The organism is Streptomyces silvae, from assembly GCF_016745505.1.
Taxonomy (GTDB): Bacteria; Actinomycetota; Actinomycetes; order Streptomycetales; family Streptomycetaceae; genus Streptomyces; species Streptomyces silvae.
The window spans coordinates 46,279-72,364 of sequence record NZ_JAERUC010000147.1 but is presented as its reverse complement, the minus strand read 5'-3'; the positions used below and the strand labels follow the sequence as shown (position 1 = coordinate 72,364).

The following is a 26,086-nucleotide window of genomic DNA, read 5'->3' as shown; positions in this document are numbered from 1 at the left end:
CCTACGGGCGGGCCAGGGCCGCCCGCACCAGGGACCGCGCCAGCTCGACGCCGCCCGGGAGGGTGTCGAGCGGGAGGGGCTGCGTGGCGAGGACGCCCTCGTGCAGCACGAGGAGCTGGGTGGCCAGGGCGCCGGGGGCCGGGCAGCCCGCAGCGGTGGCGAGCTCCTCGAACAGGTTCACGAGCCAGCGCTTCTGGTCCGCGGCGATGACGTACGCGGGATGGGAGGCGTCCGGGAGCTCGGCCAGGGCGTTGATGAACGCGCATCCGCGGGCGTTTGTCCCGCTCCAGACCCGCAGCGCCTCGAAGGGGGCGGTGACGGCCTCGACGGGGTCGTCGCAGGCGTCGACGGTGGCGCGGACGAGCGACTGCCAGCGCCGGTCGCGTGCCGCGAGGTAGGCCGCCACGAGCCGGTCCTTGGAGCCGAACTGGTTGTACAGGGTCCGCTTGGTCACCCCCGAGTGCTCGGCGATCAGATCCACGCCGACCGCCGTGATGCCGCGGTCGTAGAACAGCTCCTCGGCGGCCGCGACGATGCGCTCGCCGGCCGGCGTCAGGGGGCGTGTGTCCTGCATCAGCATTCCTTCACCGATCGGTGTACCGTGGAGTGTGTTCACAGATCAGTATACCTAGCAGGAGGTCGAGCGATGGACGTGCCCGGAACCATGCGCGCAGTACGGATCGCGGAGCACGGAGGGCCCGAGGTCCTCCAGCCGTCAGAGGTCGCCGTGCCCGTGCCACGGGCGGGAGAGGTGCTGGTCAGGGTCGCCGCGGTGGCGCTGAACAACACCGACCTGTGGACCCGTGAGGGCGCCTACGGCCAGCCCGGAGACCCGGAGGCGCTGTCCGGCTGGCGAGGCCCGCTCGACTTCCCGCGCATCCAGGGCGCCGACGTGGCCGGCCGGGTCGTGGCCGTCGGTCCCGGCGCGGACGAGAGCCTCGTCGGCCGCCGGGTGGTCGTCGACCCGGCGATCTACGACTCCGAAGGACCGGACGCGAACCCGGTGGGCCTGATGGGGAGCGAACGCGACGGCGGTTACGCCGAGTACGTCACCGCGCCCGCCGGGCGTGTGCACGACGTGACGGACTCCCCGCTCACCGACGACCAGCTCGCGACGCTGCCGACCGCCTACGGCACGGCGCTGGGCATGATCGAGCGGGGCAGGCTCGGGAAGTGCGAGACCGCCCTGGTCTCGGGGGCGTCCGGGGGAGTGGGCCTCGCGCTGATCCAGATCGCCCGGGCCCGCGGTGCGAAGGTGCTCGCCATCAGCAGCGGATCCAAGATCGACGCGGTGCGTGAGGCGGGCGCCCACGAGGTCCTCGACCGGGCGCAGGACGTCGCCGAGCAGATCCGCGCCGTCGCCCCGGAGGGCGTGGACGTCGCACTGGACGTCGTCGCCGGTGACCTGGTGGGCTCGGTGCTGCCGCTGCTGCGCGAGGGCGGCCGATGGGTCGTCGCCGGTGCGCTCGGCGGGTACGAGGTGGCCTTCGACGTACGCCGGCTCTATCTGCACAATGCGCAGGTGATCGGCTCCGCGATGCACACGCCCACGCACTTCGGCCTCCTCATGGACCTGGCCCGGCAGGGCGCGGTCCAGCCCGTCGTCGCCGCGACCTACCCCCTGGAGCAGGCCGCCCTGGCACAGGAGGCGCTCTCCCGCAGGGGCCACGTGGGAAAGATCGTCATGCACCCGTGACCGCCATGCACCCGTGAACGTCATGCACCCATGAGGGGAGAACGTCCCTTGCGCGGCACAGGACGAGGACGGGGCGGGACGCGTGATGCGTCCCGCCCCGTCCTCGTGCCGTACGTCCCTACTTCACCGGCGTGAAGTCACGCGCCCCGATGAAGTCGGGCCGGCGGATCGGAGCCGCGAAGGGCTCCTGCGCCGTGTTCTCCACGCTGTTGAAGACGATGAAGACGTTGCTGCGCGCGTACGGGGTGATGTTGTCCCCCGAGCCGTGCATGCAGTTGCAGTCGAACCAGGTCGCCGAACCGGCCGCGCCCGTGAAGAGCTTGATGCCGTGCCGGTCGGCCATCTTCGTCAGCGCCTCGTCGGACGGGGTGCCGGCGTCCTGCATCTGCAAGGACTTCTTGTAGTTGTCCTTCGGCGTCTCGCCCGCACAGCCGAGGAACGACTTGTGCGAACCGGGCATGATCATCAGCCCGCCGTTGGTGTCGAAGTTCTCGGTCAGCGCGATCGAGACCGACACGGTCCGCATGTTCGGCAGACCGTCCTCGGCGTGCCAGGTCTCGAAGTCCGAGTGCCAGTAGAAGCCCGAGGCACCGAAGCCCGGCTTGACGTTGATCCTTGACTGGTGGACGTACACGTCGGAGCCGAGGATCTGGCGGGCACGGCCCACCACACGCTCGTCGCGGACCAGGTTCGCGAAGACCTGGCTGAGCTTGTGGACCTCGAAGACGGACCGCACGCTCTGCGACTGCGGTTCGATGATCGAGCGCTCGTCGGCCCGGACCTGCGGGTCGGCGACCAGCCGGTCCAGCTCGGCCCGGTAGACGTCCACCTCGTCCGGCGTGATGAGCTGGTCGACGGTGAGGAAGCCGTTCTCCTCGAAGCCCTGGAGATCCTTGGCGGTGACCGGTCCGGGCGCGCCCGGCGCGGACCAGATGACCGGGTCCTGGCGGGGAGTGGTCATCTCGGCGGCGCCGCGCGAGGGGTACAGGTCGGCGCGTACATCGGTGGTCATGGTTCAGCCCTCCTCTGTCAGCAGCGGGTATACACCGTTCTCGTCATGGTCCTCCCGCCCGGTGACGGGGGGATTGAAGACGCACACGCAGCGGAAGTCGGTCTTCGGCCGCAGCGTGTGGTGCTCGTGCCCGTTCAGCAGGTACATCGTCCCGGGGGAGATCCAGTGCTTCTCGCCGGTCTCGTCGTTGGTGAGCTCGGCCTCGCCCTCGGTGCACAGAACGGCCTCGATGTGGTTCGCGTACCACATCGACGTCTCCGTGCCCGCGTACAGCACGGTCTCGTGGAGAGAGAAGCCCACCTTCTCCTTGGCGAGCACGATGCGCTTGCTCTCCCAGGTACCTGATGCGGACTTGATGTGCCGGTCGGTGTTCTCGATGTCACTGAAAGATCGGACGATCACGGTGGGGTGGTGCCTTTCTCTTCTGTCCTGCTCTGTGGTGCCTGCGCGGGGGCGTACCCCGCTCAGGCGGTCTCGCGGACGGACCGGGCCAGCGTGCGCAGGCCCTCGTCCAGCTCATCGGGGGTGACGGTCAGCGGCGGGAGCAGCTTCACGACCTCGGACTGCGGGCCGGAGGTCTCCAGCAGCAGGCCCAGCTCGAAGGCGCGCTTGCAGACGGCGGCGGCACGCGCCGGGTCGTCGAACTCCAGGCCCCAGACCAGTCCGCGGCCGCGGAACTGCGCGGTCTCCTCCTCGCCGCAGATCGCCAGCAGCGTCTGCTCCACCTGCTCGCCGCGGGCCAGGGTCTGCTTCTCCATCTGGCCGTCGGCCCAGTAGGCGTCGAGCGCGGCGGCGGCGGTGACGAACGCCGGGTTGTTGCCGCGGAAGGTGCCGTTGTGCTCGCCCGGCTCCCAGATGTCCAGCTCGCCCTTGAAGAGGCAGAGCGACATCGGCAGGCCGTAGCCGCTGATCGACTTCGACAGCGTCACGATGTCCGGGACGATGCCGGCCTCCTCGAAGGAGAAGAAGCCGCCGGTCCGGCCGCAGCCCATCTGGATGTCGTCGACGATCAGGAGCATGTCCTGGCGGTGGCAGAGGTCCTGGAGGGCGCGCAGCCACTCGGCGCGGGCGACGTTGATCCCGCCCTCGCCCTGCACGGTCTCCACGATCACGGCGGCGGGCTTGTTCAGCCCGGAACCCTGGTCCTCCAGGAGCCGCTCGAACCAGAGGAAGTCGGGGACCTTGCCGTCGAAGTAGTTGTCGAACGGCATCGGGGTGCCGTGCACCAGCGGGATGCCGGCACCGGCGCGCTTGAAGGCGTTGCCGGTCACGGCGAGCGAGCCGAGCGACATGCCGTGGAAGGCGTTGGTGAACGAGACGACGGACTCGCGGCCCTTGACCTTGCGGGCGAGCTTCAGCGCCGACTCGACGGCGTTGGTGCCCGTCGGGCCGGGGAACATCACCTTGTAGGGCAGGTCACGCGGGCGCAGGATCACGTTCTCGAAGGTCTCGAGGAACGCCCGCTTGGCCGTCGTGGCCATGTCCAGGCCGTGGGTGATGCCGTCGCGCTCGATGTAGTCGATGAGCGCGCGTTTCAGCACCGGGTTGTTGTGCCCGTAGTTGAGAGATCCGGCACCGGCGAAGAAGTCGAGGTACGAGTGGCCGTCCTCGTCGGTCAGGCGGGCGCCCTGCGCGCGGTCGAAGACCGCGGGCCAACTGCGGCAGTAGCTCCGTACTTCCGACTCCAGGGCTTCGAAGACGCTCAGGGCGGGCGGGGTGATGGTCACAGCTGATCTCCTGCTCGAGGGGGGTGTGACGGGCGGCGGGTCAGGCATGCCCGGGGAAGCCGCGCCCGGGCGGGGCGCGGTAGGGCGCTGGGAGGCCCTAGAACGGGCCGATGCGGTAGAGAACCTCCGGCAGGTGCGTCCCCTCGGGGAACAGCGCCCCCTCGAAGAGCACCTCGTGCTCCAGCGGCGCGTCGTGCCGCTGCGCGAAGGACGTGAACAGCCGGTCGGAGGCGGCGTTGTCCGGGGTGATCGTCGTCTCGACCGATGTCAGACCCTGGTCGGAGGCGACACGGGCGGTCAGTGCGTCCAGCAGCGTGGCCGCCAGTCCCTTGCCACGGTGGGCCCGGTCGACGGCCACCTGCCAGACGACGAGCGTCTCGGGGCGGTCGGGGCGGATGTATCCGGTCACGAAGGCGATGGGGTCGCCGGTCTCGTCGCGGGCGACCACGGAGGTCGCCGCGAAGTCACGGCACCACAGCAGGTAGCTGTACGAGGAGTTGAGGTCCAGGACCTCGGAGTCGCGGGCAATGCGCCAGATCGCGGCTCCGTCCTCCACTCGCGGGGTGTCGATTCTGAGGAATTCGCTTCGGGCACTTGCAAAATCTGCTGGTGCGGCGGTCATGCGAATTGAATTTACCCAGCAAAAATCAAAATTGCATCGCCGCAGGGGGTTGGGTCAGCGCGCTCGTTGTGTTATCACGCGGGCGCGGATCCACCTCGATCGAGGGGCGTTTTCGCCGGTCCTGTCCGGAATTTAACGCCCAAAGCGGACTCGATGTGGGGTCGGTCACATCGTTGTAACTCTCCTGACATCCGTCCGGATCAGCTGGGCCGATCGAGTGAAAACTGTGGCGTTTAGCCTCTGAGAACGGGGGAAGAAGAATGCGGGGAGCTGCTCCCGATAAAGCAGCTCCCCTTTTCGTGTCCGCGTCCGATAAACCGGCCGCTGTAGTTCACATTTAATTCAGTTCATCGGCCAGGTTTTCGCGACGGCTTCGCGGGCAGCATCGAGGTCGGTCTCCCGTCCCGCGTCCGCCAGCGCGGCGCCCAGGGCGGCCAGCGAGGACAGCACCGCGTCCCGCGTCGCGTCCGCGCCGTAGTGGTTGACCCGGATCATCTCCCTGGACAGCGCGCCGCCACCCGCGATCAGCGGCAGCGAGGGCCCGGTCGCGAGCGCCCGGCCGACCAGCTCCGCCGCGTCGAGATCCGCCGGTACGCGCAGGGTCGTGGCGACGGGCGCCGCGTCCCGGGCGTCGTGGACGTACGGCTCCAGCCCGCCGCCGAGCGCCGAGGCGCCCGCCCGGGTCGCCGCGGCGGCCGACGCGTGCCGCGCGATGACCGTGTCCAGGCCGTCCGCCTCGATCCGGTCCAGGCAGGCGTCGAGCGCCAGCATCTCCAGCTGGGCGGGCGCGTGCGGCAGTGCCCTGCGGCCCCCGTCGATCCAGCGGGCCTTCCAGTCCAGCAGCGAGAGGTACGACTGCCGCGGGGCCCGCGGGTTGGCGGCCATCCGCTCCCACGCCCGCGTGCTCACCGACACGGCGGAGACCCCGGCCGGGCCGCCCATGGCCTTCTGCGCGCCGATGACGCACAGGTCCACGCCCCAGTCGTCCACCAGCAGCGGCTCCGCGCCCACCGACGCGACGGCGTCCACCATGAACAGCGCGCCGTGTGCCCGGACCACCTCGCCGATCTCAGCGACCGGGTTGGTGTTGCCGGTCGCCGCCTCGGCGTGCACGAGCGACACGAAGTCGATCTCCGGGTGCCCGGCCAGCGCCTGCCGGACCTGCTCGGCGGTGACCGCGGTGTGGAACGGCACCGCCAGGTCCACGACCTCGGCGCCGCAGTCGCGCAGCCAGTTGCCGAAGGTCTGGCCGTACGGCCCGGTCACGACGTTCAGCGCGGTCGAGCCGGGCCGGGCGCCGCCCCGGATGCAGCCTTCGAGGGGCAGCAGCGCCTCGCCCTGCATGATGACGACGTCCTGCTCGGTGGCGAGGAGGCCGGCCACCCGCCGCTCGATCGCTGCGAAACGCGCGGCGGTGAGCGGGGCGAGGTCGAGGAATGGGTGTGTCACGGTGCTGCTCTCTTCGGGTCGGCCGGTGCGCTGTCAGCGCCTGCGCGTCGAGGGTACCCAGCACCCTCCCTGGCCCCCGCGGCCTCCTCGTACAGTGCTGTCCATGAGCGATCACGAGGCGGCGCCGGTGCTGCGGATCAAGGGGCGGGTGCTCGTCGGGCCCGACGAGGTGAGGGACGGCCTCTGGGCGGTCGACGGGCGGATCACCTACGAGCGGCCGCCGGGCGCGGACGACGCCGTCACGCTCACCGGATGGGTGCTGCCCGGTCTGGTCGACGCGCACTGCCATGTGGGGCTCGACCACCAGGGGCCCGTCGACGCGGCCACCAGCGAGAAGCAGGCCCTCACCGACCGTGAGGCCGGCACCCTGCTCATCCGGGACGCCGGGTCACCCTCCGACACCCGGTGGACGGACGCGCGCGAGGACCTGCCGAAGATCATCAGGGCGGGGCGTCACATCGCCAGGACGCGCCGTTACATCCGCAACTTCGCCCATGAGATCGAGCCCGGCGACCTGGTCGCCTACGTCGCCCAGGAGGCCCGGCGCGGCGACGGCTGGGTCAAGCTGGTCGGCGACTGGATCGACCGGGACGCCGGCGACCTGACCGCCTGCTGGCCGCGCGGCGAGGTCGAGGCCGCGATCGCCGAGGCGCACCGGCTCGGCGCCCGGGTCACCGCCCACTGCTTCGCCGAGGACGCGCTGCGCGACCTGGTGGAGGCCGGGATCGACTGCATCGAGCACGCGACGGGCCTCACCGAGGACACCGTCCCGCTCTTCGCGGAGCGCGGTGTCGCGATCGTCCCCACCCTGGTCAACATCGCCACCTTCCCCGGACTCGCGGCGGCCGGCGAGGCCAGGTACCCGCGCTGGTCCGCCCATATGCGGCGGCTCCACGAGACCCGCTACGAGACCGTGCGCGCCGCCTACGACGCGGGCATCCCGGTCTTCACCGGCACCGACGCGGGCGGCTCGCTGGCCCACGGCCTGATCGCGGACGAGGTGGCCGAACTGGTGAAGGCCGGCATCCCGCCCCTGGACGCGCTCTCCGCGACCACCTGGGGCGCCCGGCGGTGGCTGGGACGGCCGGTGCTGGAGGAGGGCGCCCCGGCGGACCTGGTGATGTACGACGAGGACCCGAGGGCGGACGTACGGGTGCTGGCGTCCCCCCGCGCGGTGGTGCTCAACGGGCGGGTGATGGGCTGATCACCGGTTGACCCGCTCAGGGGCGCCGTGTTGACCGGCGGTGACCCCGGGCGCCGCGTCTCGTTGAATCACCTCTGTGCTCGGCCCGGGGCATCCCGTGATCATGCCCTCGAAGCAGTGAAACGGGTGGTTCCGAGGAACTCCTGTGCCGGTGGATTCGAATGTGCACACGGAAACCCCTCTTTGGAGTGAACTGGCGGAAGGTGTCTGTCAGTTCACCCTCTGTGCGTAAAGATTCACGGAGTCGAGGCCACCGGTGCCCGCGATGTCCCCCATTGGACGGCTCCGGTGGCTCCATGTCTCTTGTGGGGGTTCCACCATCTTGAACAGCAACACCTTCCGTTCGGCTGCCCTGGCGATCGCCGCCGCTCCCGTCGCCCTGCTCGTCGCCGTCCCCGCGCACGCAGCCACCGCGACGACCCCGGCCACTCCGTCCGGCGGCCACGGAAAGGCGAGCGCGGTCGTGCTCCGCGCCGGGCTCGACGTCTCGCTCCTGAACAAGTCCGTCCAGGTGCCGCTCAAGGCCACGCTCAACGAGGTCCACGCCCCGGCGAGCGCGGAGAAGACCGCGCTCACCGTGGAGCTCGACGGCGTCGAGAAGGGCCGTCCCGTCCATGTCCTCAAGGCCGACGTGGCGACGGCGAACGCCACGGTGGACGCCCACAAGGCGGAGGGCTACAGCAACCTCGCCAAGGCGCGGGTGCACGTGCCGGGTCTGCCGCTGCTCTCGCTGATCGAGGTCGAGAAGGTCACCTCCAAGGCCGTGTGCGAGGTGGGCCACAAGCCGGTCGCCGAGTCGAACGTCCTCGGGCATGTGACGGTGCTCGGCAAGAAGATCGCCCTCACCTCGGGCGGCACGACGAAGGTCGAGGTGCCGGGCGTCGGTGAGGTGACGCTCGACCTGTCGAAGACCTCGACGACCACGCGCACGGCGGCCGCGACGGCACTGCAGCTGCGCGTCTCCGTGAACCCGCTGAAGCTGAACGTCGCCGAGGTGGAGGGCGAGGTCACGCTGGCCGAGGCGACGTGCGAGACGCCCAAGGGCGGCGGCTCGGGCAACGGCGGCTCCGGCGACGACGGTTCGGACGACGGCAGCACCTCCGGCAACGAAGGGTCGACGGGCGGCGACAACGGCTCCGACGACAACGGCTCGGACGACAACGGCTCCGGCTCCGGTGACAACGGCTCTGGTGACACCGGCTCCGGCGACACCGGCGGCAAGGAGAAGCCCGTCGACGTGAAGCCCCAGACCGGCTCCGACCCGGTCCAGGCCTCGAACCCCGGCGCCGGCGACCTCGCCGAGACCGGATCCAGCTCCTCCACCCCGTACCTCGCGGGTGGAGCCGCCGTCCTGCTGGCGGTGGGCGCGGGTGCCACGGTCGTCGCCCGTAAGCGCGCCCGGGGCTGATCACCTTCCAGGGAGCGGTGCCCGCACGGCGGAATCCCTTCCGGGGGGAGCGGTGCCCGCACGGCGGAGCACCGCTCCCGTACCCGGGGAGCCGTCAGCCGACGGCTCTCCGGGGCAGTCCCTGGAGGGCCAGGTCGAGTGCCTGGAGGAACCGGTTGGTCGTCACACGGTCCCGTACGGCCACCCGCAGCCACTCGCTGCCCAGCCCGGGGAACGTGTCCCCGCGCCGCGCCGCGAAGCCCCGTGAGCGCAGCAGGTGCCGCACCTCGTCCGCCCGCTCCAGCCGCAGCAGGACGAACGGCCCGGCGGCCGGCTCCACCACCTCCACCTCGCTGAACTCCGCCAGCCCGGCCAGCAGATGGGCCCGGTCCACCGCGATCCGGTCCGCCGCGTCCGCCGCCTCCACCAGGGCACGCGGCTCCATGCACGCCTCGGCGGCGGCCAGCGCCGGGGAGGACACCGGCCACAGCGGCTGCGCCTCCTGGAGCAGACCGATCGTCGCCGGTTCGGCCAGCACATAGCCGATCCGCAGCCCCGCGAGCCCCCAGGTCTTCGTCAGGCTCCGCAGCACCACGAGACCGGGCACGTCCGTACGCCCGCACAGCGCCTCGCGCTCACCCGGTACGGCGTCCATGAACGCCTCGTCGACGACCAGCGTCCGCCCGGGCCGCGCCAGTTGCTCCAGCGCCCCCGCAGGATGCAGTACGGACGTCGGGTTGGTCGGGTTGCCGACCACCACCAGATCCGCGTCCTCGGGCACGGCCGCCGGATCCAGCCGGAAGCCGTCCTCCGGGCGCAGCAGCACCCGGCCGACCTCGTGCCCCGCCGCGCGCAGGGCCGCCTCCGGCTCTGTGAACTGCGGATGGACGACCACCGGCCGCCGGGCGGGCAGGGCCCGGGCGATCAGGACGAACGCCTCGGCGGCGCCCGCAGTGAGCAGAACCCTTTCCTCGGGCAGTCCGTGCCGTCCGGCGACCGCCGCCCGGGCCGGCCGCCCGTCCGGATAGGCGGCCAGCGACCCCAGCGACGCGGCTATCCGCTGCCGCAGCCAGTCCGGGGGTGTGCCGGTCCGTACGTTGACGGCGAGGTCGGTCAGATCCAGGCCGCGTACTTCCGCGTCGCCGTGGTGCCGCAGATCGGGCCCGGCGCTCTCGATGTGCTTCGTGGGGGGCAGCATGGCAGTAATGGTGAACGGCTCGGCGCCATTCGTCGATGCCGAAGTTTCAGCCGATGGTCTCCGGCGGGCCACCGCACACGTCGCCGACGCCGACTTCCGCTTGGGAACGAGCAGTTCACCGGCGTCCACGAGCGCCGCGGCCTCCGCCACCGATCCGGTCCCCACCGCCGCACGCGGGGCGGTCGACGGGCTGGGCACCGCCACGCCGGCCAGCTCTCCGGCCGTGTACGACCGCACGGGCACCCCCAGGTGCGCCGCCGCGCCGACGATCCCCGGTTCGTCCGCCCTGGTGTCGAGCGTGGCCAGCTCGACCACGTCACCGGCCGCGGGCCCGGCCTCGTCGAGCGTCGTACGGATCAGCTCCAGCACCTCGTCGGCCCGGACGCCGCGACGGGCACCGACACCGACGACCAGAGCGGCCCGGATCGTGCGGGGCATGGCAGAGGGTCCTTCCAGGGGCAGGCGGGCAGGGGAGGGGCGACACGGGTAAGGGCGGCCTGAGGTGCGCGAGGCGGGTTCGATCCGCTAGCAAGGGCCCATGGCGGTATTCGTCGCGCTCGGCGCGTTCCTGATGACCCTGGCGGGCGGCTGGGTCGCGCAGCGCGTCAGCGACCGCCGGCACCTCGTGCTCGGCTTCGCGGGCGGACTGATGCTGGGCGTCGTCGGCCTCGATCTGCTGCCGGAGGCGGTGGAGGCCGCGGGCGGCACCGTCTTCGGCGTACCGGCCGCCCTGCTGCTGTTCGTGGGCGGCTTCCTGACGGCCCATCTCGTCGAGCGCTCGCTGGCCGTGCGCCAGGCGGCACACGGGGCGGGTGAGGAACGGGTGCCGCAGGTCGGGCTGACGGCGGCGGCCGCGATGGTGGGCCACAGCCTGATGGACGGCGTCGCGCTCGGGGCCGCCTTCCAGATCGGCGGCGGGATGGGGGCGGCCGTCGCGCTCGCCGTCATCACCCATGACTTCGCCGACGGGTTCAACACGTACACGATCACCAGCCTCTACGGGAACGCCCGCCGCAAGGCGCTCCTGATGCTGTTCGCCGACGCGCTGGCGCCGATCGTGGGGGCGGCCACCACGCTGCTGTTCACCCTTCCGGAGGAACTGCTCGGCTGCTATCTCGGATTCTTCGGCGGGGCGCTGCTCTACCTCGCCGCCGCCGAGATCCTCCCCGAGGCGCACCACGACCACCCGGCCCGCTCCACGCTGCTCTGCACGGTCGTCGGGGTGGGCTTCATCTGGCTGGTGGTCGGCCTCGGGGAATGACCTCGTCCCCGGCCCCGCTCCACGGAGGCGGAGCGGTCTCACCCCCGGCACCGCTCCACGAAGCGCCGGGCCACCCCGGGCTCCGCCGCCCAGTGCGTGTGCAGATAGCTCGCGTGCACACCTCCCTGCACGAAGCCCTCCACCCGCCGCTCCGGCTGGAGCAGGCCCCAGGCGGGTGTCGCCCCGGCCCCGGGCTCCAGCACCGTCCGGTGGAACTCGTGCCCGCGCAGCCGGGTGCCGGCCGCGGCCAGCACGCTGTCGGCGACCGCCACCGCCTGCCGGTAGCCGAGCGTCAGCCGCTCGGACATCCGGGCCGAGGCGTCCAGCACCCCGCACATGGGCCGCCCGTCCAGCTCACGGGCCAGATACAGCAGCCCCGCGCACTCCGCCGCCACCGGGGCACCGGACAGGGCCAGTTCGGTCACCGCCCGGCGCAGCGGCTCGTTCGCCGACAGCTCCGGCCCGTACACCTCGGGGAATCCGCCGCCGATGACCAGCCCCGCCGTGCCCGAGGGCAGCTTCTCGTCGTGCAGCGGGTCGAAGACCGCCACCTCCGCGCCCGCCGCCGTCAGCAGCTCCGCGTGCTCCGCGTAGGCGAAGGTGAACGCGGCGCCGCCCGCCACGGCCACCACCGGCCGGCTCCCCTCCCGGGGGTACGCCTGCGGCTCCCACGCCTCGTCGGACAGGGCGGGCGCCGAACGGGCCAGCGCCAGCAGGGCGTCCAGATCGCAGCCCTCCCGCACGCGCTCACCCATCGCCCGTACGGCGTCGAGCGCGTCGGCCTGCCGCTCGGCGACCGGGACGAGCCCCAGATGGCGCGAGGGGGTCGCCACCTGCGGTGCCCGCCGCAGCACGCCGAGCACCGGCAGCCCCGACTCGTCGAGCGCCTCCCGCAGCAGCGCCTCGTGGCGGTCGGAGGCCACCTTGTTGAGGATCACCCCGCCGATCCGCACCTCCGGGTCCCAGGAGGCGAAACCGTGCACGAGGGCCGCCACCGAACGCGACTGCGAGGACGCGTCGACGACCAGCACCACGGGAGCCCGCAGCAGCTTCGACACCTGGGCCGTCGAGGCGAGTTCACCCTGGCCCGACGCCCCGTCGTACAGCCCCATCACGCCTTCGACGACGGCCAGGTCGCAGCCGCCCGCCCCGTGCGTGAACAGCGGGGCGATCAGATCGGGCCCGCACATGTACGCGTCGAGGTTGCGCCCCGGGCGGCCGGTGGCCAGCGCGTGGTAGCCCGGGTCGATGTAGTCGGGCCCCACCTTGTGCGGGGACACCGCGAGGCCACGCCCCGCGAAGGCCGCCATCAGGCCCGTGGCGACCGTGGTCTTGCCGCTGCCCGAGGCGGGCGCCGCGATCACCAGACGAGGAACACTCACCACTCGATGCCTCTCTGGCCCTTCTGGCCCGCGTCCATCGGGTGCTTGACCTTCGACATGTCGGTCACCAGGTCGGCGGCCTCGATCAGCTTCTGCGGGGCGTTACGCCCGGTGATCACCACGTGCTGCGTGCCCGGACGGTCGCGCATCACCTCGACGACCTCGTCGGTGTCGATCCAGCCCCAGTGCATCGGATAGGCGAACTCGTCGAGCACGTACAGCTTGTACGTCTCGGCCGCCAGGTCACGCTTGACCTGCTCCCAGCCCTCGCGGGCCTTCTCCTCGTTGTCGAGCTGACCGTCCCGCTGGACCCACGACCAGCCCTCGCCCATCTTGTGCCAGTCGACGCTGCCGCCCTCGCCGCTCGCGCCCAGCACCTTCAGCGCGTTCTCCTCGCCGACCTTCCACTTCGCCGACTTCACGAACTGGAACACCCCGATCGGCCAGCCCTGGTTCCAGGCCCGCAGCGCCAGCCCGAACGCCGCCGTCGACTTGCCCTTCCCGATGCCCGTGTGGACGAACAGCAGCGGGCGGTTGCGCCGCTGACGTGTCGTCAGTCCGTCGTCCGGTACCGATACCGGCTGTCCCTGGGGCATCAAGCGGCCCTTCCCGTAGCAGTGATGTCCTTGACCAGCCCGGCGATCGAGTCGGCGCGCAGCTCGTCGAGCGTGACCGCGCTGCCTCCCAGATCCCGGGCGAGCTGTGCGGCGAGCCCGAGGCGTACGAACCCCGACTCGCAGTCCACGACGACGGACGCCGTGCCCTCGGAGGCGTGCAGCCGTCCGGCCCGCGCCGCCAGGGCCACCGGGTCGACACCCCCGGTCGCCCGGCCGTCCGTCACCACGACCAGGAGCGCCCGCCGCGAGGGGTCGCGCAGCCGCTCCACCCGCAGCACGTCGTGCGCCTTGAGCAGTCCGGCGGCCAGCGGGGTGCGCCCGCCGGTCGGCAGCGTCTCCAGCCGTGCGGCGGCCGCGTCCACCGACGAGGTGGGCGGCAGCGCCACCTCGGCGTCCCTGCCCCGGAAGGTGACCAGGCCGACCTTGTCCCGGCGCTGGTAGGCGTCCAGCAGCAGCGACATCACCGCGCCCTTCACGGCGCTCATCCGCTGCCGGGCCGCCATCGACCCCGAGGCGTCCACGACGAACAGCACGAGATTGCCCTCGCGCCCCTCCCGCGTCGCCTGCCGCAGATCGTCACGCCGTACGACCAGACCCCGCCCCGAACGGCCGCGCGCCCGCTGGTGCGGTGCCGCCGCCTGCACGGTCGCCGCCAGGTGCAGCTTCGTCAGCGCACCCTCCGGCCGCCGCGACCCGGTGGTCCGGCCGTGCTCGGTGCGCGCCCGGGACCGCCGCCCGGCCGCGCCCTCACCGAGACCGGGCACGCTGAGCATTTTCGTACGGAAAGGCTCACCGGCCCGCACGGGCTGCTGTTCCCCGCCGCCCGGCGCGGGCGTGTCGCCGCCGCCGGTCTCCTCACGGCCGGGCGCGCCGGGACCGTTGTCCTCGGGCCCGCCCGTGTCCGTACCGCCGTCGTCCGTACCGCCGTCGTCCGTACCGCCGTCGTCCGGGCCGTCCGTGGCGGGGCCGTCGTCAGGGCCGCCGCCCTGCGGGGGGACCCCGCCGCCCGGGCCGTCCGGGTCCGGATCGTCGTCGCCTCCGCCGTCCGCCGTGTCCGCGGCCTCGTCGAGCGCCTCGTCCAGCTTGTCCTCGTCCAGCCCGGGGGCGTCGAACGGGTTGCGCCGGCGCCGGTGGGGGAGTGCCAGGAGTGCGGCCTGCCGCACGTCGTCCGCGACGACCTCCTCGCGTCCCGCCCACGCCGCAAGCGCCGTCGCCGTGCGGGCCATGACGATGTCGGCCCGCATCCCGTCGACCTCGAACGCCGCGCACGTCGCCGCGATCTGCCGCAACACGCCGTCGCCGAGCACCACACGGGGGAGCAGGGCGCGCGCGGCGACGATCCGCTCGCGCAGCGCGGCCTCCTCGTCGGCCCACCGCGCCGCGAAGCCGGCCGGGTCGTCGTCGTAGGCGAGCCTGCGCCGTACGACCTCGACGCGCAGGTCCGTCTCGCGCGAGGCCGCCACCTCGACGGTCAGCCCGAAACGGTCCAGCAGCTGCGGCCGGAGCTCGCCCTCCTCCGGGTTCATCGTCCCGACCAGCAGGAAGCGCGCCGCGTGCCGGACGGAGACGCCCTCCCGCTCGACGTACGAGGCGCCCATGGCCGCCGCGTCGAGCAGCAGGTCCACCAGGTGGTCGTGGAGGAGGTTGACCTCGTCGACGTACAGGATCCCGCGGTGCGCGTCGGCGAGGAGACCCGGCTCGAAGGCCTTCACGCCCTCCGAGAGCGCCCGCTCGATGTCGAGGGCGCCGACCAGCCGGTCCTCCGACGCGCCGACCGGAAGCTCCACGGTCCGCGCCGGACGCGACACGCCCGTACCCGCCTCATGGGGGCCGTCAGGACACGCCGGATCGGGCGCGCCCGGGGCGCACGAGAACCGGCACCCCGCCACGACGTCGACCTCCGGCATGAGCGCCGCGAGCGACCGTACGGCGGTGGACTTGGCGGTGCCCTTCTCGCCGCGGACCAGGACCCCGCCGACGGCGGGACTCACCGCGTTGAGCAGGAGCCCGAGCCGCAGGTCGTCCTGCCCCACGATGGCGGTGAAGGGATACGGCGTACTCACAGGGCCTCCTCGTTCGCAGAAACATCAGCAGTACGGGGCAACACATCACGCTCCGGGGGAGATTGAGGACCGGGGTCCGGGGCGGGCGAGGGTGGCGCCCCCGGCGGAACGAACGGCAGCCCCGCCGGCGCGCCGTCCTCGATCAGCCGCCACAGCGCATCCGTGTCCGCGTGTTCCTCGATCAGATCCCCCAGCCGGTCCAGCTGTTCCTCCCGCAGCGCCCCGAAGCTCGTGTCCGGCGCCGCGGTGAACCGCCGCCCCGACGCCCGCGCGACCTCGCCCAGGAACGCCCGCCGGAACGCGTCGCTCTCCAGCGAACCGTGCCAGTGCGTGCCCCAGACCGAACCCACCCGGCACCCGTCGAGGAACGGCTCACCGCCGCTCACCTCGGCGACCCCGTGATGGATCTCGTACCCCTCCACCGGCTCCCCGAGCGCCGACCCGACGGGCCGGCCCAGGACCTTCTCCCGGCCGAAGCGGACCCGCACCGGCAGCAGTCCGAGCCCCTCGACCCGGCCGGCCCGCGACTCCACGTCGTCCTCGATGCGCTCGCCCAGCACCTGGAACCCGCCGCAGATGCCCAGCACCGGGCGCCCTTCGGCGGCCCGCCGGCGCAGCGCGTCGGCGAGTCCCCGCTCGCGCAGCCACGCCAGCGCCTTCACGGTGCCCCGCGTCCCGGGCACGATCACGAGGTCCGCGTCGGCGAGCTCCTCGGCCCGGTCCACGAACCGCACGACCACGCCCGGCTCGGCCGCCAGCGCGTCCACATCGGTGAAGTTCGACATCAGCGGCACCGCGCACACCGCGATCCGCAGCACGTCCTCGCCGTGCGGCGGCGCCACCACCGACTCCCGTACGGTGCCGCGCATCGAGACCCGCAGCCCGTCCTCCTCGTCGATGCCCAGCCCGTGGGCGTACGGCAGCACCCCGTACGTCCGCCGCCCCGTCAGCCCGAGCAGCATGTCGAGCCCCGGCTCCAGCAGCGACACGTCACCGCGGAACTTGTTGACGAGGTATCCGGCCACCAGCGACTGGTCCTCGGGGCTCAGCAGCGCCGTCGTGCCGAAGAACGAGGCGAACACACCGCCCCGGTCGATGTCGCCGACCACCACCACCGGGAACCGCGCGGCCCGCGCGATCCCCATGTTCACGATGTCCGTGCGCCGCAGATTGATCTCCGCGGGGCTGCCCGCCCCCTCGCAGATCACCGCGTCGTACGTGCTCCGCAGCTGCTCCAGGCAGTCCACGACGGTCCCCAGCAGCGCCTCCTGGCGCCCGCCGTGGTAGCCGCGCGCACTCATCTCGCCGACCGGCTTCCCCATCAGGACGACCTGGCTGGAGCGGTCGCCGCCCGGCTTGAGCAGCACCGGGTTCATCAGCGCCGACGGCTCCACCCGGGCGGCCTGCGCCTGCATCGCCTGGGCGCGGCCGATCTCCGCGCCCTCCCGGGTGACGAAGGAGTTCAGCGACATGTTCTGCGCCTTGAAGGGCGCGACCTTCACCCCCCGACGCACCAGCCACCGGCAGATCCCCGCGGTGACCACGCTCTTGCCCGCGTCCGACGTGGTCCCCGCGACCAGCAGTCCGCCGCTCATCCGGCTCTCCGTCCCCTGGCCAGCCGCCCCGCCGCGCACACGGCGAGGGCCAGCACACTCACCCGGCGCGACAGCCGCACCGCACGTTCGATGTCCGCGACCCGCACGTCCCTGCCCGCGTCGCCGTTGAGCACCGGCCGGTGCTCGACCCGCCCGCCGTACGCGAGGGTGCCGCCGAGCCGTACGCCCAGCGCCCCCGCGAACGAGGCCTCCACCGGGCCCGCGTTGGGGCTGGGATGCCGGCCCGCGTCGGCCCGCCAGGCCCGGACGGCCGCGCGGGGACGCCCCCCGGCGGCCACGGCCAGCACGGCGGTCAGCCGGGCCCCGGGCCAGCCGGCGAGGTCGTCGAGCCGGGCCGAGGCCCAGCCGTAGCGCCGGTGGCGGGGCGACTTGTGCCCCACCATGGCGTCCAGGGTGTTGACGGCCCGGAAGCCGACCAGCCCCGGCACCCCGCCGAGCGCGCCCCACACGAGGGCGCCCACGACGGCGTCGGAGGTGTTCTCGGCGACGGACTCCACCACGGCGCGGGCGATCTGCTGCGCGTCCAGCGACTGCGGGTCACGGCCGCACAGGTGCGGCAGGCGCTCCCGGGCCAGCTCCACGTCCCCGGCGGCCAGCGCCCCGCCGATGGCGCGGGCCTCGCGGCCCAGTGAGGTGCCCCCGACGACGGACCAGGTGGCGGCGGCGGTCAGCGCCACCGCAGCGGCGGGGCGGTTCCGTACGGCACGGGCCGCCAGCGCGGCGGCCCCCGTGGCGCCGCCGGCGCAGACGAGGGTGTGCAGGGCTCCCCGGCCCCGGTGGTCGCGCCACAGCCGGCTCTCGACGGCCGCCGCCGCGCGCCCGAAGGCGGCGACGGGGTGCCCCCGCCGGGGATCACCCAGCAGCAGGTCGCCGATCAGGCCGGCGGCGGCGCCGTACGCGAAGATGCGGTCGGCTCGCACGGGTCAGCCGGCCGTCGTGCCTCGGAGGGTCCCGGTGACAGGTGGTGCGGCGACCGACGCAGGGCAGCCCGGCATGGCGTATGTCCTCACTCAGGGTCCGCGCCCTGGTTCGACGTGACCGGCGACGAGAGTCTCCTGGCTTCCGGATCCGCAGGTCCTCCGGCCTTCCAGTCCGCGGTGGCGGACCGTGACTTCCGTGTGGAGGCTGCTCCCCGGTGACAGTGGCGGGACCGCGCCGGATTCGCACCGGCTTCCTCTCCTGTCGCCGTAAATGGCTCCGGCAGTCCACCACGCCCCGCGAACGCCCGTCAACCTGCCGTTGACCTGCGGGCCTTCAGTGTGCTGAGACGCACACCGGCCGGACACACACGGGGTGTGTCCGGCCGGTGAGGGTGCCCGAGGGGGTGTCAGGCGACGATCAGATAGATCCCGTACGCGACCGCCGCCGCGCACAGCGCGAAGCAGGCGTACGCGCCGGTGCGCGCGAGGGCGGTGGAACCGCCGCCCTGCGCCGTCGGTGTCCGCTTGGCGAGGCCCGTGATGCCGAGGGTGAAGAGGCCGACCAGTGCGACGGTGACCACGAGGCTGACGCCGAAGACGGAGGCGAGAGCTGCCCAGTCGATGTTCATGCGGATGCGTCCTTACACCGTGGCCGGGTCGGCCGGGGTTCCGGCCGTCTGGGCCGGGGCCGAGATGGTGGTCTTGAGCTCCGGTACGACGGCACCGGCGGGCGGCGGGCTGACCGCCGAGATGGCGGTGGTGACGACACCCGCGGGCTCGGTGCCCGCGTTCACGTTGGTGTGGTCGACCGGCTTGCGGCGCGACAGCAGCCAGATGGCGCCGGAGCCCGCGACGAGCAGGACGGCGACCGCGCCGACGCCCCAGGGGCCCTGCTTGGTCAGGAACTCGGCGCCCGCGCCCATCAGCCCGGCGGCCGGGAGGGTGAGACCCCACGCGACGAACATCCGGGTGGCGGTGGACCAGCGGACCACGCCCCCCTTGCGTCCGAGGCCCGCGCCCATGACGGCGCCGGAGCAGGACTGCGTGGTGGAGAGCGAGAAGCCGAGGTGCGAGGAGGCCAGGATGACCGTGGCCGCACTGGTCTGGGCCGCGAAGCCCTGCGGCGGCCGCAGCTCGGTGAGGCCGCTGCCCATGGTGCGGATGATGCGCCAGCCGCCGAGGTAGGTGCCCATCGCGATGGCGATACCGGCGGAGGCGATGACCCAGACCGGCGGGTTGGAACCGGGGGAGAGCACGCCGCCGGTGACCAGGGCCAGGGTGATGATGCCCATGGTCTTCTGCGCGTCGTTGGTGCCGTGGGCGAGCGAGACGAGCCCGGCCGAGGCGATCTGGCCGGCGCGGTAGCCCTTGGCGGTCGACTTCAGCTGCGCCTCGTCGGTGATCTTCCGGTTGAGGCGGTACGTCAGCTTGGTGGCCAGGAGCGCGGCGATGCCCGCCACGACCGGCGCGGCGATGGCCGGCAGCAGGACCTTGGTGACGACGGTGCCGCCGTTGATCGAGGACCAGCCGGCCGACATGACCGCGGCGCCGATGAGGCCGCCGAACAGTGCGTGGGAGGAACTGGAGGGGAGGCCGACCAGCCAGGTCAGCAGATTCCACAGGATCGCGCCGACGAGCGCGGCGAAGATGACCTCGGTTCTGAGGCCGTTCTCATTGATGATCCCGCCGGAGATCGTCTTGGCGACCTCCACCGACAGGAACGCGCCGACGAGGTTGAGAACGGCGGACATGGCCACCGCTGTCTTGGGCTTGAGTGCGCCGGTCGAGATGGTGGTGGCCATCGCGTTGGCGGTGTCGTGGAAACCGTTCGTGAAATCGAACACGAGAGCTGTCACGATCACGATCGCGAGCAGCAGCGTGATGTGTTCCATTTACCCAGGCAATCGTTCGACGTCATTGGCTCGTGGAACGTAAGCAACCAGGGTGAACGGAAGATGAACTGGACAGGGCGGCACGGTGACCCCAACCGCGTACGAGGGTTCCGCTTGTGTGCGGGATGCGTGGCCCGGCGTCCTCGCGCCGGTGCTGGGCCCGGCCCCCGCCCCGGAACGCCCCTGGCCCCGGGCCCGCCGCGTCCCCCCGGGGAGACATCGGTCACCCGGCCCGCCGGCCCCCGACCCTAGGATCCCCGCATGAGTGATGTGCGTACGGACGCGATCGAACAGGCCTGGGACGGTGTCGTCGCGACGGCCCGGCGGACGGCGGCGGACGGTCTGGTCGTGGGCACCTCGGGCAACGTCTCGGCCCGGGTCGGCGGGATCGTCCTGGTCACCCCCAGCGGGGTGCCCTACGACCGGCTCGGCCCCGGGGACGCGGTCGGCGTCGACCTCGAAGGCCGCCAGGTCCTCGGCGACCTGGTCCCCACCAGCGAACTCCCGCTCCACCTGGCCGTCTACCGGGGCAGCGACGCCGGGGCCGTCGTCCACACCCACGCCGTGCACGCGACGGCCGTCTCCACCCTCGTCGACGAGGTGCCGCTCGTCCACTACGCCGCCGCCCTGCTCGGCGGCCCCGTCCGCACCGCCGGTTACGCGCGCTACGGCACCCAGGAACTCGCCGACGGCATGCTGGCCGCCCTGCGCGACCGCACCGGATGCCTGCTGAGGAACCACGGCACCGTCACCTACGGGGACACCCTCGACCAGGCCTACGACCGCACCGCCCAGCTCGAATGGATGTGCAGGCTCTGGCTCACCGCGAGCTCCGTGCCCGGCCTCCGGCCGAGCCTCCTCACCCCGGCCCAGCTCGACGACGTGCGGGACGCCCTGAAGGGGTACGGCCAGCCCGGCTGAGCCCCGCCGCCGTACCGTACGGCTGCCGCCCACTGGCATCCGGAGCCTTCGCCCAGGACACTGGAGCCGTGCGCCCGGCAACAGCGGCGGCAGTGGCCGCCACATCGATCCTCGGCGTCGGCGCGGCAGCGGTCGCCGCCGGCCGCTACGCCAGCGACGCCGCCCTCGGGCCGCCCTCGCCACGGCCCTTCCCGGCCGACCGCCGTCTCACCGTGCACGCCACCGCGGCCGGGCAGATCACTCTGACCCGCTCCTTCTCCGCGCTGCGCCCCGGTACGTACGGACTGGCCGGCCGGGGCGTCCACGCGGTGGTCGGGCCGGTGATCGAACAGGTCCCCGGCCACTCCGTCATCTCGCCGGACACCGTCGTGCGCCGGCTGGAGCGCGTGACCCTCGGAAGCCTGAAACCGGGCACCAGGGTCCGCCTCACCCCCGAGCTCCACCGGGGCGACCCGCTGGCCGCCCTCGGGCTCGCGTACAAGGAGGTCGAGGTCCCCGGCGAAGTCGGCGCCCTGCCGGCCTGGTTCGTGCCCGCCGCCCGCGACACCTGGGTGATCACGGTGCACGGCCTCGGCACCACCCGGGACCACCCCATGAACGTGATGGGATTCCTGAACGCCCAGCAGTTCCCCGTGCTCGACCTGGCCTACCGCGGCGACCCGGACGCCCCGCGCTCCCCGGACGGCCTCTCCCACCTCGGCGAGTCCGAATGGCGCGACCTCGACGCTGCCATCCGCTACGCCGTGCGCTACGGCGCGGAGAACGTCATCCTGTACGGCTGGTCGTCCGGCGCCTCGATGGCCCTGCACGCGGCCGTCAACTCCGCCCTCCGCGACCGCATCAGCGGCCTCGTCCTCGACTCCCCGGTGCTGGACTGGAGGACCACGCTGCGCGCCCTCGCCTCGGCCCGGGGCGTGCCCTCCGCGCTGCTGCCCCTCGCCGTCCGGGCCGCCCAGGGCCAGACCGGGCTGCACGGCGCCCCGCTCCTGGACACCTCGGTGCCGACCGCCCTGCACGTCCCCACGCTCGTCGTCCACGGCCCCGACGACACCCTGGCCCCCTGGCAGCCGTCCCAGGAGCTCGCCGCCCGCCGTCCCGACCTGGTGACACTGCACCCGGTAGCGGAGGCTCCGCATGCGGCGATGTGGAATGCCGACCCGGCCGGTTACGAGGAGACGCTCAGGCGCTTCCTCACGCCCCTGATGTGAGCTGATGGTCCGGAACCGCCCGGTTGGTGACCCGTCCCGAAAGCCCCCCGAACCCCGGTGACACGGCTTCCGTTTGGGCTTTCGGCCCGTCAGAGGCAAGACTGCTCCTCGTGACGTCCCGTACCCCGCGCGACTCCAGGCTGCGACTTGTCCGCCCGCGACCCCAGGCGACCGCCCGCAAGGCCGTGACGACCCGGCGCACCAGGCCGGCCCCACGCCCACCCGAGGGCACCCCACCCCCGGCGGAACTGGCACGCCAGGCCAGGGCCGTGCTGGCCGACGCCGTACGGATCGCCCACTGGGCCGCGGACGGCACCCGCACGGGCGCCGCCCCGCTCGCCGCCCAGGCCCTGGAGCGGGCCGCCGCCGCGCTGGAGCTCTCCCCGGCCCAGGTCCGCACCGGCTGGGACCGGGCCAGGCTGGCCGGGCTCATCGAGCTGCACGGGGACACCGCACGCCCCGGCTGGCGGCTGAGGGCCTGGGACCGCGACGACTCCGCCGTGCTCCGCGGCTGGGTGGCGCTCTTCGACGCCTGGTCGCTGGTCCACGCCTCACCCGAAGGCATCGAGGCCACCGCCGTGGCCGAAGCCGTCGAGGCCGTGCCCCAGGTGCTCTCCCTCCTCCAGCTCTCGGCGGGCGCCGTCACGGTGCCCGCGCTCCTCGACCTCCTGGGCCAGCGCGTCGCGGAACTCCACGAGGAGCGGTGCGAGGTGCCGTACGGGCCGCAGGAGCAGCCCGTGCCCCCGGGCGAGGGGTCCGCCGAGCTGAACGCGCTGCTGCTCGACTGGGCCCTGGAGGGGCTGGCCTCCGTCGGCGCCCTCACCCTCGGCGCCGGTCACGCCACCCTCACCCCCCTGGGCAACTGGGCGGTCTGGGTCAAGCTGGAGCAGATCTGCGTCGCCGCCCAGAGCCCGGCCGGCAACATCGAGCAGTCCGCCGCCGACATGCTGCTCGGCTGCGCACGGCTCACCCCGGGACCGGCCCGCGCCGAATACCGGGCCTGGCTCGCCGCGCGGCCCGTCGGCAGCGCCGTCGCCGAACTGCTGGCCGTCGCCCGCGGTGAGGACGCCCTGTTGCGCGGCCTGGCCTTCGAGGCGCTGCGCGTCGTCGGCGCCCCCGCCGAGCCCGTCGTCCGCTCCGTCGTCACCGAGGCGCCGCTGCGCCCGTACGCGCTGCTCTGGCTCGCCGAGTACGAGGGCACCGACCCGGACGACGCCCAGGACGTCCTCAGCCGCGAGGAAGCCACCTGGCTCTGGGTCGACACGGCCGCGGCCGTCGCCGACCACGGCGAGACCGGGCTGCTGGTCCGCCATCTCGACTCCGCCGTCCAGGGCACGGTCCCCGCGCTCCTGGAGGAGGTACGGGCCGTCGGACACCCCAGAACCGTCCAGGTGCTGGTCGCCCTGGCCGCAGCGCACCCCGACCCGGCCCTCGCCAAAGCCGTGCGCCGCGCCGCCTTCCAGGTGCACACCGGCGGGGTGTGACCGCGCGGCGCGTACGGACCCGGGGGAGCCGGCCCGTGGATCAGGCGGCCCCCGGGGCGTACGTCCCGAAGCTCCAGACGTTGCCCTCCGCGTCCCGGGCCATGTAGTCCCGGGAGCCGTAGCTCTGGTCGGTGGGCGGCATCAGGATCTCCACCCCGTGCTCCACGGCCCGCGCGTGGTGGGCGTCCACGTCGTCCACCACCACGTACACCCCGGCGGGCCCGGCACCGGCCATCGCCTTGGCGAAGAGCCCCTCGCCCCCCTTGGAGCCGAGCATCACCCGGCCGTTGCCGCAGGACAGCTCGGCATGGAGCACGCTGCCGTCCTCGCCCTCGTACACCGCCTCCTCGGTGAAGCCCAGGGCCTGGGTCAGCACTCCGATCGCGGCCTTCGCGTCGTCGTACAGAAGCGTCGGGAAGATCGTGGGAACACCGTTCGTGCCTGGCATCAAGCTCACCTCTCCAGCTGTCCGATGCGATCGCGGCGTGATGCGCTGTGATCTCCGTCTCAGTCTTCCACCGACCACTGACAACGTCAGCCGAGGTGCGCGAGCGGGCCGGGTCCCACCTGCGGTTCGACGAGGCGACGGAGCGGGAACACGCGGAAAAGCAGGTGGACACCGCCAGTAGACTGGGTCCATGGCAATTCTCCTTGTGCACTAGACGGCGTCGAGTCGTGAGTCCGCTGTCCCTCCGCCGTCCATACCGCCCTGGAGTATTTCCGTGATCACCGCCTCCGGCATCGAGCTGCGCGCCGGCGCCCGCATCCTCATCGAGTCCGCCTCCTTCCGTATCGCCAAGGGCGACCGCATCGGCCTGGTCGGCCGCAACGGCGCGGGCAAGACCACCCTCACCAAGTGCCTCGCGGGTGAGGGGACGCCGGCCGGCGGCACCATCACCAACAGCGGCGAGGTCGGCTACCTCCCGCAGGACCCGCGCACCGGCGACCTCGACGTCCTGGCCCGCGACCGCATCCTCTCGGCCCGCGGGCTCGACGAGATCCTGCGCAAGATGCGGGAGAACGAGGAGCGGATGGCGAACGGCAAGGGCGCCACCCGCGAGAAGGCGATGAAGAAGTACGAGCGCCTGGAGACGGAGTTCCTCACCAAGGGCGGATACGCCGCCGAGGCCGAGGCCGCCACCATCGCCGCCGCGCTGAGCCTGCCCGACCGGGTGCTCGGCCAGCCCCTGCACACCCTCTCCGGTGGTCAGCGCCGCCGTGTCGAGCTCGCCCGCATCCTGTTCTCGGACGCCGACACCCTGCTGCTCGACGAGCCCACCAACCACCTCGACGCGGACTCGATCGTCTGGCTGCGTGACTACCTCAAGACCTACCGCGGCGGCTTCATCGTGATCTCCCACGACGTCGAGCTCGTCGAGACGGTCGTCAACAAGGTCTTCTACCTCGACGCCAACCGCGCCCAGATCGACATCTACAACATGGGCTGGAAGCTCTACCAGCAGCAGCGCGAGGCCGACGAGAAGCGCCGCAAGCGCGAGCGCCAGAACGCCGAGAAGAAGGCCGCGTCCCTGAACTCCCAGGCCGACAAGATGCGCGCCAAGGCGACCAAGACCGTCGCCGCGCAGAACATGGCCAAGCGGGCCGAGCGCCTGCTCTCGGGGCTGGAGGCGGTGCGGGTCTCCGACAAGGTGGCGAAGCTGCGCTTCCCCGAGCCGTCCCCGTGCGGCAAGACCCCGCTGATGGCCGAGGGACTCTCCAAGTCCTACGGATCGCTGGAGATCTTCACCGACGTCGACCTCGCGATCGACAAGGGCTCGCGGGTCGTCATCCTCGGCCTCAACGGCGCGGGTAAGACCACGCTGCTGCGGCTCCTCGGCGGTGCCGAGAAGCCCGACACCGGCCAGATCATCGAGGGCCACGGCCTCAAGCTCGGCTACTACGCCCAGGAGCACGAGACCCTGGACCCCGAGCGCACCGTCCTGGAGAACATGCGCTCCGCGGCGCCCGACCTCGACCTCGTCGAGGTCCGCAAGACCCTCGGTTCCTTCCTCTTCTCCGGTGACGATGTGGACAAGCCCGCCGGAGTGCTCTCCGGTGGCGAGAAGACCCGGCTCGCCCTGGCGACGCTCGTGGTCTCCTCCGCCAACGTGCTGCTGCTCGACGAGCCGACGAACAACCTCGACCCGGCCAGCCGCGAGGAGATCCTCGGGGCGCTGCGCACCTACAAGGGCGCCGTCGTCCTGGTCACCCACGACGAGGGTGCCGTCGAGGCGCTCCAGCCGGAGCGGATCATCCTGCTGCCCGACGGGGTCGAGGACCTCTGGGGCGCGGACTACCGCGACCTGGTCGCCCTCGCCTGACCTCCCAGGGCCTCTTCGGGCCCCCTGCAAGGCTCCCGGATCCGGTGCGGGCCCGGTGATCCAACGCGTCTGGATCATTCGGCCCATCGGTGATCCATCATCTGGG

At 72.6% G+C, this 26,086-nt stretch carries 23 protein-coding genes and 1 riboswitch; of the genes, 8 read left to right on the top strand and 15 right to left on the bottom strand.

All coding sequences use genetic code 11. The annotated features are described in order from the left end of the window. Window position 1: 1 nt before the first annotated feature. Complete coding sequence (locus tag JKV81_RS23110) at window positions 2-574, bottom strand: TetR/AcrR family transcriptional regulator (RefSeq protein WP_372444246.1); 573 nt, start codon at window positions 572-574, stop codon at window positions 2-4. Window positions 575-646: 72 nt separating this feature from the next. Between JKV81_RS23110 and JKV81_RS23105 the strand changes: the two genes are divergently transcribed. Then, window positions 647-1,696, top strand: coding sequence for a zinc-binding dehydrogenase (locus JKV81_RS23105; protein ID WP_129261894.1), 1,050 nt, complete (start codon window positions 647-649; stop codon window positions 1,694-1,696). A 118-nt stretch (window positions 1,697-1,814) separates the two neighbouring features. On the opposite strand, the gene thpD is transcribed toward JKV81_RS23105, so the two are convergent. From thpD to JKV81_RS23080, 5 genes are all read right to left on the bottom strand, one after another. Further along, window positions 1,815-2,708: an ectoine hydroxylase gene (thpD, locus tag JKV81_RS23100; RefSeq protein ID WP_124277110.1), complete on the bottom strand. Its 894-nt coding sequence runs from the start codon at window positions 2,706-2,708 to the stop codon at window positions 1,815-1,817. Window positions 2,709-2,711: 3 nt separating this feature from the next. Beyond that, window positions 2,712-3,110, bottom strand: coding sequence for an ectoine synthase (locus tag JKV81_RS23095; protein ID WP_099176037.1), 399 nt, complete (start codon window positions 3,108-3,110; stop codon window positions 2,712-2,714). 62 nt (window positions 3,111-3,172) lie between these two features. Then, window positions 3,173-4,435: a diaminobutyrate--2-oxoglutarate transaminase gene (ectB, locus tag JKV81_RS23090; protein WP_129261892.1), complete on the bottom strand. Its 1,263-nt coding sequence runs from the start codon at window positions 4,433-4,435 to the stop codon at window positions 3,173-3,175. Window positions 4,436-4,532: 97 nt separating this feature from the next. Beyond that, window positions 4,533-5,057, bottom strand: a complete 525-nt coding sequence (gene ectA / locus JKV81_RS23085; RefSeq protein WP_129261890.1) for a diaminobutyrate acetyltransferase — start codon at window positions 5,055-5,057, stop codon at window positions 4,533-4,535. A 342-nt stretch (window positions 5,058-5,399) separates the two neighbouring features. After that, complete coding sequence (locus JKV81_RS23080) at window positions 5,400-6,506, bottom strand: pyridoxal-phosphate-dependent aminotransferase family protein (protein WP_202077553.1); 1,107 nt, start codon at window positions 6,504-6,506, stop codon at window positions 5,400-5,402. Between the two features lie 103 nt (window positions 6,507-6,609). On the opposite strand from JKV81_RS23080, the gene JKV81_RS23075 reads away from it, so the two are divergent. Both JKV81_RS23075 and JKV81_RS23070 read left to right on the top strand, forming a co-directional pair. Further along, window positions 6,610-7,710, top strand: coding sequence for an amidohydrolase family protein (locus JKV81_RS23075; protein WP_236057470.1), 1,101 nt, complete (start codon window positions 6,610-6,612; stop codon window positions 7,708-7,710). A 322-nt stretch (window positions 7,711-8,032) separates the two neighbouring features. Beyond that, entirely contained in the window at window positions 8,033-9,118 is a 1,086-nt protein-coding gene (locus JKV81_RS23070) for an SCO1860 family LAETG-anchored protein (RefSeq protein ID WP_236057468.1), read from the top strand. 94 nt (window positions 9,119-9,212) lie between these two features. Here JKV81_RS23070 and cobC read toward each other — a convergent pair whose 3' ends face one another. Next, window positions 9,213-10,733 carry an Rv2231c family histidinol phosphate aminotransferase CobC gene (gene cobC, locus JKV81_RS23065; protein WP_202077548.1) on the bottom strand — a complete coding sequence of 507 codons (1,521 nt, stop codon included), beginning with the start codon at window positions 10,731-10,733 and terminating at the stop codon, window positions 9,213-9,215. 100 nt (window positions 10,734-10,833) lie between these two features. On the opposite strand from cobC, the gene JKV81_RS23060 reads away from it, so the two are divergent. Next, the gene (locus JKV81_RS23060) at window positions 10,834-11,556 is read left to right on the top strand and encodes a ZIP family metal transporter (protein ID WP_099176031.1); all 723 of its coding nucleotides are present in this window, start codon (window positions 10,834-10,836) and stop codon (window positions 11,554-11,556) included. A 38-nt stretch (window positions 11,557-11,594) separates the two neighbouring features. Here JKV81_RS23060 and JKV81_RS23055 read toward each other — a convergent pair whose 3' ends face one another. The 7 genes from JKV81_RS23055 to JKV81_RS23025 form a co-directional block, all read right to left on the bottom strand. Next, window positions 11,595-12,941, bottom strand: a complete 1,347-nt coding sequence (locus JKV81_RS23055; protein ID WP_129261882.1) for a cobyrinic acid a,c-diamide synthase CobB — start codon at window positions 12,939-12,941, stop codon at window positions 11,595-11,597. Then, window positions 12,935-13,534, bottom strand: a complete 600-nt coding sequence (cobO, locus tag JKV81_RS23050) for a cob(I)yrinic acid a,c-diamide adenosyltransferase (protein WP_202077546.1) — start codon at window positions 13,532-13,534, stop codon at window positions 12,935-12,937. Before cobO ends, JKV81_RS23055 begins: the two co-directional genes overlap by 7 nt. Next, a complete protein-coding gene (locus JKV81_RS23045; protein WP_202077545.1) occupies window positions 13,534-15,618 on the bottom strand; it encodes a putative cobaltochelatase in 2,085 nt (694 codons plus the stop codon). The genes cobO and JKV81_RS23045 overlap by 1 nt, the downstream gene beginning before the upstream one ends. Then, window positions 15,615-17,213: a cobyric acid synthase gene (locus tag JKV81_RS23040; protein ID WP_202077543.1), complete on the bottom strand. Its 1,599-nt coding sequence runs from the start codon at window positions 17,211-17,213 to the stop codon at window positions 15,615-15,617. The genes JKV81_RS23045 and JKV81_RS23040 overlap by 4 nt, the downstream gene beginning before the upstream one ends. Beyond that, complete coding sequence (locus tag JKV81_RS23035; RefSeq protein WP_202077541.1) at window positions 17,210-18,154, bottom strand: cobalamin biosynthesis protein; 945 nt, start codon at window positions 18,152-18,154, stop codon at window positions 17,210-17,212. The genes JKV81_RS23040 and JKV81_RS23035 overlap by 4 nt, the downstream gene beginning before the upstream one ends. Window positions 18,155-18,282: 128 nt before the next feature. Beyond that, window positions 18,283-18,411, bottom strand: a riboswitch (cobalamin riboswitch). Window positions 18,412-18,561: 150 nt separating this feature from the next. Further along, window positions 18,562-18,783 carry a hypothetical protein gene (locus JKV81_RS23030; RefSeq protein ID WP_099176026.1) on the bottom strand — a complete coding sequence of 74 codons (222 nt, stop codon included), beginning with the start codon at window positions 18,781-18,783 and terminating at the stop codon, window positions 18,562-18,564. 12 nt (window positions 18,784-18,795) lie between these two features. After that, window positions 18,796-20,046, bottom strand: a complete 1,251-nt coding sequence (locus tag JKV81_RS23025; protein WP_124277121.1) for an inorganic phosphate transporter — start codon at window positions 20,044-20,046, stop codon at window positions 18,796-18,798. Window positions 20,047-20,307: 261 nt separating this feature from the next. Here JKV81_RS23025 and JKV81_RS23020 point away from each other — a divergent pair, with 261 nt between their 5' ends. The 3 genes from JKV81_RS23020 (at window position 20,308) to JKV81_RS23010 (ending at window position 23,659) form a co-directional block, all read left to right on the top strand. Then, window positions 20,308-20,967, top strand: a complete 660-nt coding sequence (locus tag JKV81_RS23020) for a class II aldolase/adducin family protein (RefSeq protein ID WP_129261870.1) — start codon at window positions 20,308-20,310, stop codon at window positions 20,965-20,967. 68 nt (window positions 20,968-21,035) lie between these two features. Continuing rightward, entirely contained in the window at window positions 21,036-22,175 is a 1,140-nt protein-coding gene (locus tag JKV81_RS23015; protein WP_202077539.1) for an alpha/beta hydrolase family protein, read from the top strand. Window positions 22,176-22,360: 185 nt separating this feature from the next. Further along, window positions 22,361-23,659 (top strand): hypothetical protein, encoded by a 1,299-nt coding sequence (locus tag JKV81_RS23010; protein WP_124277255.1) that lies wholly within the window; start codon window positions 22,361-22,363, stop codon window positions 23,657-23,659. A 40-nt stretch (window positions 23,660-23,699) separates the two neighbouring features. Here JKV81_RS23010 and JKV81_RS23005 read toward each other — a convergent pair whose 3' ends face one another. Next, window positions 23,700-24,107, bottom strand: coding sequence for a VOC family protein (locus JKV81_RS23005; RefSeq protein ID WP_202077537.1), 408 nt, complete (start codon window positions 24,105-24,107; stop codon window positions 23,700-23,702). A 274-nt stretch (window positions 24,108-24,381) separates the two neighbouring features. Here JKV81_RS23005 and JKV81_RS23000 point away from each other — a divergent pair, with 274 nt between their 5' ends. Next, window positions 24,382-25,980: an ABC-F family ATP-binding cassette domain-containing protein gene (locus JKV81_RS23000; RefSeq protein WP_099176020.1), complete on the top strand. Its 1,599-nt coding sequence runs from the start codon at window positions 24,382-24,384 to the stop codon at window positions 25,978-25,980. Window positions 25,981-26,086: the final 106 nt, after the last annotated feature.